Raw genomic sequence first — 13,793 nt, 5'->3', positions numbered from 1 at the left:
CACCCGTGGGAGGATCGGCAGAGCCATGACTGAGAAGCTCCACGCCCCCGTGATCGCCTGGTTCGACGCCCACGCCCGTGACCTGCCCTGGCGCCGCCCGGAGGCGGGGCCGTGGGGCGTGATGGTCAGCGAGTTCATGCTCCAGCAGACTCCGGTCAGCCGGGTACGGCCCGTCTACGAGCAGTGGCTGGCCCGCTGGCCACGCCCCGCCGACCTCGCCCAGGAGCCCCCCGGTGAGGCGGTGCGCGCCTGGGGCCGGCTCGGCTACCCGCGTCGCGCCCTGCGCCTGCACGCGGCCGCGGCCGCCATAACGGAACGGCACGGCGGCGACGTACCGACCGAGCACGCCCAGTTGCTGGCGCTGCCCGGCATCGGGGAGTACACGGCCGCCGCGGTGGCCTCCTTCGCGTACGGGCAGCGGCACCCGGTCCTGGACACCAACGTCCGCCGCGTCCTCGCCCGGGCCGTCACCGGCGTGCGGTACCCGCCGAACGCCACCACCGCCGCCGAGCGCAGGTTGGCCCGTGAGTTGCTGCCCGAGGACGAGCGGACGGCCGCCCGCTGGGCCGCCGCCTCGATGGAGCTGGGCGCGCTGGTGTGCACGGCGAAGAACGAGGGCTGTGCGCGGTGCCCGATCGCCGCGCAGTGCGCCTGGCGGCTGGCCGGCAAGCCGGAGCACGAGGGGCCGCCGCGCCGGGGCCAGACCTACGCCGGTACCGACCGCCAGGTCCGGGGCAAGCTGCTCGCCGTCCTGCGCGAGGCGCACGCCCCCGTGCCGCAGGCCGTTCTGGACGGGGTGTGGCACGAGCCGGTGCAGCGCGCCCGGGCCCTGGACGGGCTCGTCACCGACGGTCTGGTGGAGCCGCTCGCGGGCGGTCTGTACCGGCTCCCGCTGAGCTGACGCACAGACACATCACAGAGGTCGGGCCTCGGTTACGGTTCACCTACCGTGCCAAATCACCCCATACCGGGGTTATTTGCCGCGGTTGTTTACCCAGATCTCACGACCGTTACACAACCGACGGACAGCCGAGTGCTAGCCGCAGGCTGGCTCGGACAACGCCGTGACAACACCTCCGTAGCTTCATATCCGGCACGAGAGAGCCGGATGGACAAACGGGGAACGGAAGGGTTGATCATGGCGCAGGGAGAGGTGCTCGAGTTCGAGGAGTACGTCCGCACCCGGCAGGACGCGCTGCTGCGCAGCGCCCGCCGGCTGGTCCCGGACCCGGTCGACGCCCAGGACCTGCTGCAGACGGCGCTGGTTCGGACGTACGGCCGCTGGGAGGGCATCGCGGACAAGCGGCTCGCGGACGCCTACCTGCGCCGAGTCATGATCAACACGCGCACCGAGTGGTGGCGTGCCCGCAAGCTGGAGGAGGTCCCGACCGAGCAGCTGCCGGACGCGTGCGTGGACGACGCCACCGAGCAGCACGCCGACCGGGCCCTGCTGATGGACATCATGAAGGTGCTGGCACCGAAGCAGCGCAGTGTCGTGGTGCTGCGACACTGGGAGCAGATGTCCACGGAGGAGACGGCCGCCGCCCTCGGCATGTCGACGGGAACGGTCAAGAGCACGCTGCACCGGGCGCTCGCCCGGCTCCGCGAGGAGCTGGAGGCCCGCGATCTGGACGCACGCGCGCTGGAGCGTGAGGAGCGGGAGCGTTGCGCGGCCTGACCGGCACGGAGCCCACACGGGTTCAGGTCACCTTGCAGGCGGCGATCACGGCGGCGGTCGTGTTCGTCGCCCTGGGGCTTTTGGTGTCCGCCTGCGCCACCGGCGGCACCGGTGCCCGCGACGAGGGCCCCGCGCACTCCGACGCGGTGGCCGGGTCCGCCGCCACTCCGGCGGCCGCCCCCTCCGACACCTACCGGCGGGTGGACGCCGTGGCCCTGGTGAAGAACGACCCGAAGGTGTCCGCCACGGTCAAGCGCGATCTCAAGCCGTGCTCCGGCGACGACTACCCGGTGGACGTGTCCTACGGCAACCTGACCGACGGCTCCCGGGAGGACGTCGTCGTCAACGTGCTGACCTGCGGCGACGCCGTCGGGGTCGGCTCGTACGTGTACCGGAGCGCCAGCGGCTCCTACGAGGACGTGTTCAAGAACGAGGAGTCGCCGGTCTACGCGGAGATCGACCGGGGCGACCTGATGGTGACCAAGCAGGTGTACGAGAAGGGCGACCCGGTGTCGAGCCCCTCGGGTGAGAACGTGATCACCTACAACTGGAGCGCCGGACGGTTCGTCCAGGAGGACTTCCACCACACCGACTACAGCAACGCCGTCGGCGGCGCGAGTCACGCGCCGGGAAACTGACCCTACGCACCGCATTCACGAGGACTGAGAGCACCGGGATGGCAGAGCAGACCCACGTCCTGTTCGTCGAGGACGACGACGTCATCCGCGAGGCCACCCAACTCGCCCTGGAACGGGACGGCTTCGCGGTCACCGCCATGCCCGACGGGCTGTCCGGCCTGGAGGCGTTCCGGGCGAACCGCCCCGACATCGCGCTGCTGGACGTCATGGTGCCGGGTCTGGACGGGGTGAGCCTGTGCCGGCGCATCCGCGACGAGTCGACCGTGCCCGTGATCATGCTGTCGGCGCGGGCCGACTCCATCGACGTCGTGCTGGGCCTGGAGGCGGGCGCCGACGACTATGTGACCAAGCCGTTCGACGGCGCCGTGCTGGTGGCCCGGATCCGGGCGGTGCTGCGCCGCTTCGGGCACGCCGGCGGGGCCGCGCAGCCGGAGGAGTCCGACGCGGCGGTGGCCGGCGGCATGCTGACCTTCGGCGAGCTGGAGATCGACACCGAGGGCATGGAGGTACGCAGGGCCGGGCAGCCGGTGGCGCTGACCCCGACCGAGATGCGGCTGCTGCTGGAGTTCTCCTCCGCGCCGGGCACCGTGCTCTCCCGCGACAAGCTGCTGGAGCGCGTGTGGGACTACGGCTGGGGCGGGGACACCCGGGTCGTCGACGTCCATGTGCAGCGGCTGCGTACGAAGATCGGCCAGGACCGGATCGAGACGGTCCGCGGCTTCGGCTACAAGCTGAAGGCCTGAGCGGGGCCGGCATGCGGGGGATCATTCGGCGCCCGGTCAGACGGGTGGAGGCGGCGGGCCTGCGCACGGGCCTCCGGTGGAAGCTCAGCGCGGCGATCGCCATGGTCGGCGCGCTGGTGGCGATCGCGCTGAGCCTGGTGGTGCACAACGCCGCCCGGGTCTCGATGCTGGACAACGCGCGGGAACTGGCCCTCGAACGGCTCCAGATCCCGCAGCGCAACTACATCCTGACCCGTCGGGTGAACTTCTCCGGCGCCCGTATCGACGACCCGAACCTGCCGACGGCGCTGCGGGAGAAGACCGAGCACGGCCGCCGGGCGACGTTCGTCACCCAGCGGAGCGGGAAGGCGCCGGACATCTGGGCGGCCGTGCCGATGAAGGACGGGCATGTGCTGTCCCTGCACACCCACTTCACCGGCCGCAGCTCGGACGTGATGAAGGACCTCGACCAGGCCCTGGTCATCGGCTCGATCGCGGTCGTGCTCGGTGGCAGCGCGCTGGGCGTGCTCATCGGCGGCCAGCTGTCGCGGCGGCTGCGCAAGGCGGCGGTCGCGGCGAACCGGGTCGCCAGGGGCGAGACCGAGGTGCGGGTGCGGGAGGCCATCGGCGGGGTCGTACGGGACGAGACCGACGATCTCGCGCGGGCTGTGGACGCCATGGCGGACGCGCTCCAGCAGCGCCTGGAGGCCGAGCGGCGGGTCACCGCCGACATCGCGCACGAGCTGCGCACGCCGGTGACGGGCCTGCTGACGGCCGCCGAACTGCTGCCGCCCGGCCGCCCCACCGAGCTGGTCCTGGACCGGGCCAAGGCGATGCGCACGCTGGTCGAGGACGTCCTGGAGGTGGCCCGGCTGGACGGCGCCTCGGAGCGGGCGGAACTGCAGGACATCATGCTGGGCGAGTTCGTCGCCCGGCGGGTGGCCGCCAAGGATCCCGAGATCACCGTGCGGGTGGTGCACGAGTCGGAGGTGACCACCGACCCGCGCCGGCTGGAGCGGGTGCTGTTCAACCTGCTCGCCAACGCCGCCCGGCACGGTCGGCCGCCGATCGAGGTCACCGTCGAGGGCCGGGTCATCCGGGTCCGCGACCACGGCCCCGGCTTCCCCGAGAAGCTGCTGGCGGAGGGCCCGAGCCGGTTCCGCACCGGCAGCGAGGACCGGGCGGGCCAGGGCCACGGACTGGGCCTGACCATCGCGGCCGGCCAGGCCCGGGTGCTGGGCGCCCGGCTGACCTTCCGCAACGTACGGCCCGTGGGCGTGCCGGAACACGTCCCCGGGGAGGGCGCGGTGGCGGTCCTGTGGCTCCCGGAACACGCCCCGACCACGACGGGCAGCTATCCGATGCTGCCGTAGGGGAGCTTCGCCCCGTCGCGCGGGGCGGCCTTCGACCGGCTGTCAGGAGGCCCTTGGGACGGTGAAGGCCGTCGGGGACGGTGAAGGGCCCCCGGGGACGGTGAAGGCCGTCGGGGACAGTAAAGGGCCCCCGGGGACGGTGAAGGCCCCCGGGGACGGTGAAGGCCCCCGGGGACGGTGAAGGCCGTCGGGGACGGTGAAGGGCCTGGGACGGTGAGGGACCTGGGACGGTGAGGGACCTGGGACGGTGAAGGCCCCCGGGGCGGACACCCGCCGGGGGCCTTCGGTTCGGGTCGGGGCGGACTCCGCCGTCCCGGTCCGCGGTGGACCTACACCGCCTCGATCACCGGCGGCGGCGTCCCGTCACCGTCCTGCGAGGGCTTCTGCGGGCCGCCCCGGAGCGGGACCTCCTTCACGAACACCGCCGCCGCCAGCACGATCACCGCGACGACCGTGCCCAGCAGGAAGGCCGAGTGCGTACCGGAGGACACCGCGTGCTGGTACGCCTCCCGGGCCGCCTGCGGCAGCTTGGCCAGGCTGGCCGCGTCCAGCTGGGCGGACTTCTCGGTCACCTTGGAGCCCAGCGCGCCGGCCCGCTCGGACATGACGTGCTGGACCTGGTGGTTGAACAGGGCGCCCATGATGGCGACGCCGAACGAGGAGCCGAGCGTACGGAACAGGGTGGTGGACGAGGACGCGACGCCCATGTCCTTCATCTCCACGCTGTTCTGCGCGACCAGCATGGTGATCTGCATCAGGCAGCCCATGCCGAGGCCCAGCACCGCCATGTACACACCGGAAGTGAACCGGGAGGTCCCGGTGTCCATCAGCGACAGCAGGTACAGACCGACGATCATCAGCGCGCCGCCGACGATCGGGAAGGCCTTGTACCGCCCGGTGCTGGTGGTGACCCGCCCGGAGATCATCGAGGTCACCAGCATCGCGCCGAGCATCGGCAGGAGCAGCAGCCCGGAGTTGGTGGCGGAGGCGCCCTGCACGGACTGCTGGTACAGCGGCAGGAAGAGCGTGGCGCCGAACATCACGAAGCCGGTGACGAAGCCGATGACCGACATCAGCGTGAAGTTGCGGCTGCGGAAGATGTGCAGCGGCAGGACCGGCTCGGCGGCCCTGGTCTGCCAGAAGACGAACCCGACCAGCGCGGCGACGCCGATGCCGATCAGCTCCATGATCCGCGCGGACGTCCACGAGTACTGGGTGCCGCCCCAGGTGGTGACCAGCACGATCGAGGTGATGCCGACGGTCAGCAGCACGACGCCGAGGTAGTCGATACCGACCTTGGACCGCTTCTTCGGCAGGTGCAGCACCGCGCTGACCAGCGCGAGCGCGACGGCGCCCAGCGGCAGGTTGATGTAGAAGGACCAGCGCCAGCCCCAGTTGTCGGTGATGGTGCCGCCGACCAGCGGGCCGCCGATCATCGCGAGCGCCATGACGCCGGCCATCATGCCCGTGTACTTGCCGCGCTCGCGCGGCGGTATGAGGTCGCCGATGATCGCCATGACACCGACCATCAGACCGCCGGCACCGAGCCCCTGAACGGCCCGGAACCCGATCAGCTGCCCCATGTTCTGGGCCATGCCGCTCAGCGCGGAGCCGACCAGGAAGATCACGATCGAGCTGAGGAAGGCGCCCTTGCGCCCGTACATGTCACCGAGCTTGCCCCAGATCGGGGTGGCCGCGGCGGTCGCGAGCGTGTACCCGGTGACCACCCAGGACAGGTGCTCCAGGCCCCCCAGGTCGCCGACGATCGTCGGCATGGCCGTACCCACGATCATGTTGTCGAGCATCGCGAGCATCATCGCGATCATGAGCGCGAGCAGGACGACTCGTACGCTCCTCGGTTTCTTCTCCGCCTGGTCCTCTTGGGCCCGGCCCGGTACGGCCGCCGCCTTGGTGTCCGCCATTGCTCCCACTCCCCCTGGCGGCTCCTACTTACTTGCCGCCCGGCTAGTTCAGTACACTCGGGAAGGTAGCGATGTCACTAGCCGGTCGTCAAGTAAGTTTCTTCGGCGGCGCGAGGAGTACGAGGATGGGCGTCACCATGGACGGCACCAAGCAGCAGCGCCGCGGCAACACCCGCCAGCGCATCCAGGACGTCGCGCTCGAACTCTTCGCCGAGCAGGGCTACGAGAAGACGTCCCTGAGAGAGATCGCCGAGCGGCTCGACGTCACCAAGGCGGCGCTCTACTACCACTTCAAGACCAAGGAAGAGATCATCGTCAGCCTCTTCGAGGATCTGACGCAGCCGATCCAGGACCTGATCGAGTGGGGCAGGGACCAGCCGCACACCCTGGAGATCAAGCAGGAGATCGTACGGCGCTACAGCCTGGCCCTGGCCGGCGCGGAACCCCTCTTCCGGTTCATGCAGGAGAACCAGGCGACGGTACGGGAGCTGCGCATCGGCGACACCTTCAAGGACCGGATGCGCGACCTCAGGAGCATCTTCATCGACCCCGAGGCGCCCCTCGTCGACCAGGTCCGCTGTGTCAGCGCCATGTTCACGCTGCACGCGGGGATGTTCGTGATGCAGGACCTGGAAGGCGACGCCCAGAAGAAACGCGAGGCCGTTCTGGAGGTCGCCGTCGACCTGGTCACCCAGGCCCACCGCGGCACCCGCACGAGCTGAGAGGCCCCCGGAGGGCGCGGGAGACGGACGCCGGGACGCCACCGGCGCTACGCTGACCCGCGTTCGCGACTACGGGGGGTGGGCGGGGATGGACCCGTCGGTGCTCGGCACCAAGCTCGCGTCGAGCCTGGTCGGCCCGGCCGTGCGGAAGCTGTTCGTACGGGAGGGACCTGGCGCGGCGCTGGTCGACAAGCCGGTGCGGCTGTCGGCCCTGGTGTCCTTCCGGGGCGAGAAGCGGACGCTGACCGACCAGGACGTACGGCGCCTCGCGGCGCGGCTGGTCCGCCAGGCCCTGGCGTCACCGGGCGAGCGGCCCTTCCCGGCGGACGAGGAGGAACCGGTCGGACACGCCCTCGCGGACCGGCTGACCGCCCTGGGCGACCTCGACATGGACGACGTACAGGCGGTCCGGCTGGGTCACGGGGAACTGGCCCGGGCCCTGTCACGACGGGCACCTGCCCCGGGCCTGTCCGCCGATGCCGCCCTCTTCCTCGACTCGATCACCGCGTGGGCCTGCCTGCACATCGTCGACTTCTTCACCCGACGGTCCTCCTTCGTCGCCCGTACGCTCGTCGAGCAGACCCGGGGCCAGGCGGAACTGCTCGCCAAGGTGGACGAGTTGATCGCCCGCACCCCACCGCCCGACGGAACCGACACCGCCTTCGAGCGGCGCTACCTCGCCCATGTCGCCACCCGGCACGGCAGGCTCACCATCTACGGCATCGACCTGGTCAACTCCCCCGACCGCTGGCCCCTGGACGCCGCCTACCTCAGCCTTCAGGCCCTCGGGCCGGCCGAGGACGCCGAGGTGGGCGGTCCGGCCGGGCTGCCGGCCTCCGCCGCCCCCGCCCGGCCCGCCGACCAGGCCCTCGACGAGCACGACCGGGTACTGCTGCGCGGCATCGCCGGCTCCGGCAAGACCACGCTCGTACAGTGGCTCGCGGTGACCGCGGCCCGGGGCGAGCACGGCGACCGCGTCCCCTTCGTCCTGCCCCTGCGCACCCTGGTCCGCCGCCCCGACGGCCTGCCCGCCCCCGACGCCTTCCTGTCCGCCGCCCGCGTCCCCTTCCACGCCGGCCAGCCCGACGGCTGGGCCGACCGGGTCCTGGCCGCCGGACGCGGGCTGCTGCTGGTCGACGGCGTCGACGAGATACCCGAGCGCGAGCGCGAACGCACCCGCCGCTGGCTGCGCGACCTGCTGGACGCGTACCCGGGCAACGCCTGGCTGGTGACCTCCCGCCCCTCCGCCGTACGCGAGGACTGGCTCACCGCCGACGGCTTCACCGAGCTGGCCCTCACCCCCATGAGCCGCGACGACGTGGCCGCCTTCGTCACCCGCTGGCACGCCGCCGCCCGCGCGGACGCCCCGGAGCCGGAACGCGAGCGCCTCGACGGCTACCTGCAGACCCTCCTCGACGCCGTCGAGACCAAGCCCGACCTGGCCCGCCTCGCCACCAACCCGCTGATGTGCGGGCTGATCTGCGCCCTGCACCGTGACCGGCGCGGCTATCTGCCGCACGGTCGACAGGAGTTGTACGACGCCGCCCTGTCGATGCTGCTGGTGCGCCGGGACGTGGAACGGGACATGTTCGAGGGCGACGACGGCATACGCCTCGGCGAACTCCCGCAGATCCAGCTGCTCCAGCGACTCGCCTACTGGCTGATCCGCAACAACGAGTCCGAGCTGGACCGGGACCGGGCGCTGCGGATCATCGCCGACGTCCTGCCCTCCCTGCCGGCCGCCGCCGGCCAGGGGGACGCCGGAGGGATCCTGGACCATCTGCTCCTGCGCAGCGGTCTGCTGCGCGAACCGGCCGCCGGGACCGTCGAGTTCGTCCACCGCACCTTCCAGGACTACCTGGGCGCCAGGGCGGCGGTGGAGGACGGCGACTTCGGACTGCTGGTGCGGGGCGCGGCGGACGAGCAGTGGGCGGACGTGGTGCGGATGGCGGTGGCGCACGCCCGGCCGCGTGAACGGGCCGAGCTGCTGGGCGCCCTGACCGAGTCCGCGAACCGGCTGTCCGAGCCCGCGAGCGTGCGCGTACGGCTGCTCGCCCTGGCCTGTCTGGAACACGCCACGCAGCTCGACCCGGCGGTGCGGGGCACCGTCGAGGAGAACGCCGCCGCGCTCATCCCGCCCCGCACCACGGAGGAGGCCCGCGCCCTGGCCTCCGCCGGTCCGCTCGCGCTGGAACTGCTGCCGGGACCGGAGGGGCTCTCCGACGCCGAGGCGCGGGCGGTCGTCGTCACCGCGTCGCTCATCGGGACGGAGGCGTCGGTGCCGGTGCTGGCACGGTTCCGGGACCATCCGGCGATCATGGTGCGGTCCCAGCTGTCGTGGACCTGGCACCGCTTCCCGGCCCGGCGGTACGCCGAGGACGTCGTCGCCCATCTGCGGGCCGACGGGCTCTTCTTCTGCGCGCACTCCGCCGAGCAGCTGCGCCTGCTGCGGGAGCTCGGCGGACGCCCGGCCGTCCAGGTCGTCGGTGACGTCACCGGGCCGGAGCTGGGTGCCGCTCTGGTGCCGGACGCGGTCACCGCCCTCCACCTGAACGGCAACCTGGCGCTGCGGGACCTGTCCTGCCTGGCGTCCCTGCGCCGGCTCACCTCCCTGGACCTCAACGCCTGCCCGCTCGTGGACAGCCTCGCCCCGGTGGCCGGTCTGCCGCTGGGCTGGCTGTCCGTGACCTCCGTCCACGCGCTGGCCCGCGAAGGCGCCCTGGCACCACTGGACGGCCATCCGACCCTGCACGCGCTCGACCTCGCCACGGCCCTGGACGCGGACTCCCTCGACGAGGCCCTTCCACGGGACGTGTCCCTGCGCTATCTGCGGCTCGCCAAGGGCTCGGTGGCGCACACCGGGCTGCGCGGGCTGCACCGGCTGCGCTCTCTGAGGCAGCTGAGCCTGGCGATCCGCCCCGCCCTGCTGCGCCCGGAGGACTTCGAGGAGATCGTCCGGCTGCCGGAACTCGACGAGCTGCACATCAACTGGCAGAACGTCGGCTGGAGCGGGCCGCCGCTGCCGCGCGTCACCCGGCTGCGGCTCAACCGCTTCAAGGGGGACGAGGACGTCTCCCACATCCTCCGTACGTTCCCGGGCCTGCGCACCGTGGAGATCGTCACCGCGAGTCCGGCCACCAAGATCCCGCCCGAGGTCCTCGCGGCATTCCCAACAGCCCCTGCGGTCAGGCGAGTTCACAGCTCGGTGTGATGTACATCTCTGTACGCCTACCCTCCGGTAACCCTACGGTTCTCCTCGCGTCACCCTCACCACAGAACATGCACCTGACACCTGATCCACACCAGGCACCGCAGGCACCGTACGGATGCGTACGGACGTGAGAGGACCCCCACGATGACCAGACGCCCCTGGGCGCGCCGCGTATCCGTCACCGCCGTCTCGGTGGCCGCGCTCGCCGCGATGGCCGCCCCGGCCCACGCCGCGACCACGACCACGAGCACCGCGGCCGCCGCCGCCAAGGTCGACTACGCCACCTGGCAGAAGGACTGCCAGGCGGTCATGGACCAGGCGCTGCCGTACCTGAAGGACCGTATCGCCGCCGGGAAGCCGGGCGAGAAGCAGGCGATCGTGTTCGACATCGACAACACCACGCTGGAGACCGACTTCGGCTTCAGCTTCCCGCAGCCGGCCAACAAGCCGGTCCTGAACGTCGCCCAGTACGCGCAGCAGCACGGCGTCTCGCTCTTCTTCGTCACCGCCCGTCCGGGCATCATCGAAGAGCCCACCGAGTGGAACCTCCAGCAGGACGGCTACGACGTCTCCGGGCTCTACGTCCGCGGCTTCCTCGACCTGTTCAAGGACGTCGCCGCGTACAAGACCGCCCAGCGCGTCGACATCGAGAACAAGGGCTACACGATCATCGCGAACATCGGCAACACCGCCAGTGACCTGTCGGGCGGCCACGCCGAGAAGACCTTCAAGCTGCCGGACTACAACGGGCAGCTGTCCTGACGGAGCGCGACGCGAAGGGGCCGGTGCCCAAGGCACCGGCCCCTTCTCACGCGCGTCCCCGGAGGGCTACGCGTCCTTGCTCAGGTTCGGCCCGGCACCGCCGGCCGCCTGCTCGATCGGCGGGACGTCGGGGAGCGCCGACTTCTCCTCACCCCGGAAGGTGAAGGTCTTGGCGTCGCCCTCGCCCTCGGTGTCCACGACCACGATGTGGCCGGGACGCAGCTCGCCGAAGAGGATCTTCTCGGAGAGCGAGTCCTCGATCTCGCGCTGGATCGTACGACGCAGCGGCCGGGCACCCAGCACGGGGTCGTAACCCTTCTTGGACAGCAGCTCCTTGGCGCCCTGGGACAGCTCGATGCCCATGTCCCGGTCCTTGAGGCGCTCGTCCACCTTGCCGATCATCAGGTCGACGATCCGCAGGATGTCCTCCTGCGTCAGCTGCGGGAAGACGACCACGTCGTCGACACGGTTGAGGAACTCGGGCCGGAAGTGCTGCTTCAGCTCGTCCGAGACCTTGTTCTTCATGCGCTCGTAGTTGGTCTTCGTGTCACCCGAGGCCGCGAAGCCCAGGTTGAAGCCCTTGGAGATGTCCCGGGTGCCGAGGTTGGTCGTCATGATGATGACCGTGTTCTTGAAGTCCACGACCCGGCCCTGGGAGTCGGTCAGGCGACCGTCCTCCAGGATCTGCAGCAGCGAGTTGAAGATGTCCGGGTGGGCCTTCTCCACCTCGTCGAAGAGGACGACGGAGAACGGCTTGCGACGGACCTTCTCGGTCAGCTGGCCGCCCTCTTCGTAGCCCACGTATCCGGGGGGCGAACCGAAGAGCCGCGACACCGTGTGCTTCTCGCTGAACTCCGACATGTCGAGGGAGATCAGCGCGTCCTCGTCACCGAAGAGGAACTCGGCGAGCGCCTTGGACAGCTCGGTCTTACCGACACCGGACGGGCCGGCGAAGATGAACGAACCACCCGGACGCTTCGGGTCCTTCAGACCGGCACGCGTACGGCGGATCGCCTTCGACAGCGCCTTGACGGCGTCGACCTGGCCGATGACCCGCTTGTGGAGCTCGTCCTCCATGCGGAGCAGGCGGCTGGACTCCTCCTCGGTCAGCTTGAAGACCGGGATGCCGGTGGCGGTCGCGAGGACCTCGGCGATCAGCTCGCCGTCGACCTCGGCGACGACGTCCATGTCGCCGGCCTTCCATTCCTTCTCGCGCTTGGCCTTCGCGGCCAGGAGCTGCTTCTCCTTGTCGCGCAGGGAGGCGGCCTTCTCGAAGTCCTGCGAGTCGATCGCGGACTCCTTGTCCCGGCGGACGGCGGCGATCTTCTCGTCGAACTCGCGGAGGTCCGGCGGCGCGGTCATCCGGCGGATGCGCATCCGGGAACCGGCCTCGTCGATCAGGTCGATCGCCTTGTCCGGCAGGAAGCGGTCCGAGATGTACCGGTCGGCCAGGGTGGCGGCCTGGACCAGGGCCTCGTCCGTGATGGAGACGCGGTGGTGGGCCTCGTACCGGTCGCGCAGACCCTTGAGGATCTCGATCGTGTGCGGCAGGGACGGCTCGGCGACCTGGATGGGCTGGAAGCGGCGCTCCAGGGCCGCGTCCTTCTCCAGGTGCTTGCGGTACTCGTCCAGCGTGGTCGCACCGATGGTCTGCAGCTCACCGCGGGCCAGCATCGGCTTCAGGATGGAGGCCGCGTCGATGGCACCCTCGGCGGCACCCGCGCCCACCAGCGTGTGGAGCTCGTCGATGAACAGGATGATGTCGCCGCGGGTGCGGATCTCCTTGAGCACCTTCTTCAGGCGCTCCTCGAAGTCACCGCGGTAGCGGGAGCCGGCGACCAGGGCACCGAGGTCGAGGGTGTAGAGGTGCTTGTCCTTGAGGGTCTCGGGCACCTCGCCCTTGACGATGGCCTGGGCGAGGCCCTCGACGACGGCGGTCTTGCCGACGCCGGGCTCACCGATCAGCACCGGGTTGTTCTTGGTACGGCGGGACAGCACCTGCATGACCCGCTCGATCTCCTTCTCGCGCCCGATGACCGGGTCGAGCTTGGACTCACGAGCGGCCTGGGTGAGGTTCCGGCCGAACTGGTCGAGGACCAGGGACGTCGAGGGGGTGCCCTCGGCAGGGCCGCCGGCGGTGGCGGTCTCCTTGCCCTGGTAACCGGAGAGCAGCTGGATGACCTGCTGCCGCACCCGGTTGAGATCAGCGCCCAGCTTGACCAGGACCTGGGCGGCGACGCCCTCGCCCTCACGGATCAGGCCGAGCAGGATGTGCTCCGTGCCGATGTAGTTGTGGCCCAGCTGAAGGGCCTCGCGGAGCGACAGCTCCAGGACCTTCTTGGCACGGGGGGTGAAGGGGATGTGCCCGGACGGGGCCTGCTGCCCCTGCCCGATGATCTCCTCCACCTGCTGGCGGACCGCCTCGAGCGAAATCCCGAGGCTCTCAAGGGCCTTGGCGGCGACACCCTCACCCTCGTGGATCAGGCCCAGGAGGATGTGCTCGGTGCCGATGTAGTTGTGGTTGAGCATCCGGGCTTCTTCCTGAGCCAGGACGACAACCCGCCGCGCGCGGTCGGTGAACCTCTCGAACATCGTTAATCGCTCCTCAGAGCGGTCAGGCAGTGGGGGGAACTTCCCCTCCCTGTCCTTCCGCAGCTTAGTCCCGCAAGCGGGGACCGCTCATTCCAACTGCCGACACCGTCGATGGCCTCCTGACCCCGAACGCCGACATCTGCTCCAACCCGATGGTGCGAGACGATGTTCCC

10 protein-coding genes are annotated in these 13,793 nt (G+C 70.7%); 8 read left to right on the top strand and 2 right to left on the bottom strand.

What is annotated here, in order from left to right:
• Nucleotides 1–25 precede the first annotated feature (25 nt).
• The 5 genes from ACFYMM_RS12315 to cseC all read left to right on the top strand — a co-directional run bounded on the left by ACFYMM_RS12315 (nt 26) and on the right by cseC (nt 4,411).
• The gene (locus tag ACFYMM_RS12315; RefSeq protein WP_388385762.1) at nt 26–901 is read left to right on the top strand and encodes an A/G-specific adenine glycosylase; all 876 of its coding nucleotides are present in this window, start codon (nt 26–28) and stop codon (nt 899–901) included.
• 237 nt (nt 902–1,138) lie between these two features.
• Nucleotides 1,139–1,678 carry a SigE family RNA polymerase sigma factor gene (locus ACFYMM_RS12310; RefSeq protein WP_388385761.1) on the top strand — a complete coding sequence of 180 codons (540 nt, stop codon included), beginning with the start codon at nt 1,139–1,141 and terminating at the stop codon, nt 1,676–1,678.
• Nucleotides 1,666–2,316 carry a hypothetical protein gene (locus tag ACFYMM_RS12305; protein WP_388385760.1) on the top strand — a complete coding sequence of 217 codons (651 nt, stop codon included), beginning with the start codon at nt 1,666–1,668 and terminating at the stop codon, nt 2,314–2,316. The genes ACFYMM_RS12310 and ACFYMM_RS12305 overlap by 13 nt, the downstream gene beginning before the upstream one ends.
• Nucleotides 2,317–2,354: 38 nt before the next feature.
• Complete coding sequence (cseB, locus tag ACFYMM_RS12300; RefSeq protein WP_388385759.1) at nt 2,355–3,059, top strand: two-component system response regulator CseB; 705 nt, start codon at nt 2,355–2,357, stop codon at nt 3,057–3,059.
• A gap of 11 nt (nt 3,060–3,070) precedes the next feature.
• Nucleotides 3,071–4,411, top strand: a complete 1,341-nt coding sequence (cseC, locus tag ACFYMM_RS12295) for a two-component system sensor histidine kinase CseC (RefSeq protein WP_388385758.1) — start codon at nt 3,071–3,073, stop codon at nt 4,409–4,411.
• Between the two features lie 329 nt (nt 4,412–4,740).
• Here cseC and ACFYMM_RS12290 read toward each other — a convergent pair whose 3' ends face one another.
• Nucleotides 4,741–6,333: an MDR family MFS transporter gene (locus tag ACFYMM_RS12290; RefSeq protein WP_388385757.1), complete on the bottom strand. Its 1,593-nt coding sequence runs from the start codon at nt 6,331–6,333 to the stop codon at nt 4,741–4,743.
• A 125-nt stretch (nt 6,334–6,458) separates the two neighbouring features.
• Here ACFYMM_RS12290 and ACFYMM_RS12285 point away from each other — a divergent pair, with 125 nt between their 5' ends.
• The 3 genes from ACFYMM_RS12285 (at nt 6,459) to ACFYMM_RS12275 (ending at nt 11,028) form a co-directional block, all read left to right on the top strand.
• Nucleotides 6,459–7,055 (top strand): TetR/AcrR family transcriptional regulator, encoded by a 597-nt coding sequence (locus ACFYMM_RS12285; protein WP_388385756.1) that lies wholly within the window; start codon nt 6,459–6,461, stop codon nt 7,053–7,055.
• 88 nt (nt 7,056–7,143) lie between these two features.
• Nucleotides 7,144–10,266 (top strand): NACHT domain-containing protein, encoded by a 3,123-nt coding sequence (locus ACFYMM_RS12280; RefSeq protein WP_388385755.1) that lies wholly within the window; start codon nt 7,144–7,146, stop codon nt 10,264–10,266.
• 144 nt (nt 10,267–10,410) lie between these two features.
• Nucleotides 10,411–11,028: an HAD family acid phosphatase gene (locus ACFYMM_RS12275; protein ID WP_388385754.1), complete on the top strand. Its 618-nt coding sequence runs from the start codon at nt 10,411–10,413 to the stop codon at nt 11,026–11,028.
• Nucleotides 11,029–11,094: 66 nt separating this feature from the next.
• Here the strand turns inward: ACFYMM_RS12275 and ACFYMM_RS12270 are convergent, their stop codons facing one another.
• A complete protein-coding gene (locus ACFYMM_RS12270) occupies nt 11,095–13,620 on the bottom strand; it encodes an ATP-dependent Clp protease ATP-binding subunit (RefSeq protein ID WP_388385753.1) in 2,526 nt (841 codons plus the stop codon).
• Nucleotides 13,621–13,793: the final 173 nt, after the last annotated feature.

This window comes from Streptomyces sp. NPDC006739 (genome assembly GCF_042869815.1).
GTDB lineage: Bacteria > Actinomycetota > Actinomycetes > Streptomycetales > Streptomycetaceae > Streptomyces.
The sequence above is the reverse complement of the archived record's forward strand: the minus strand, read 5'-3'. Positions and strand labels throughout refer to the sequence as shown.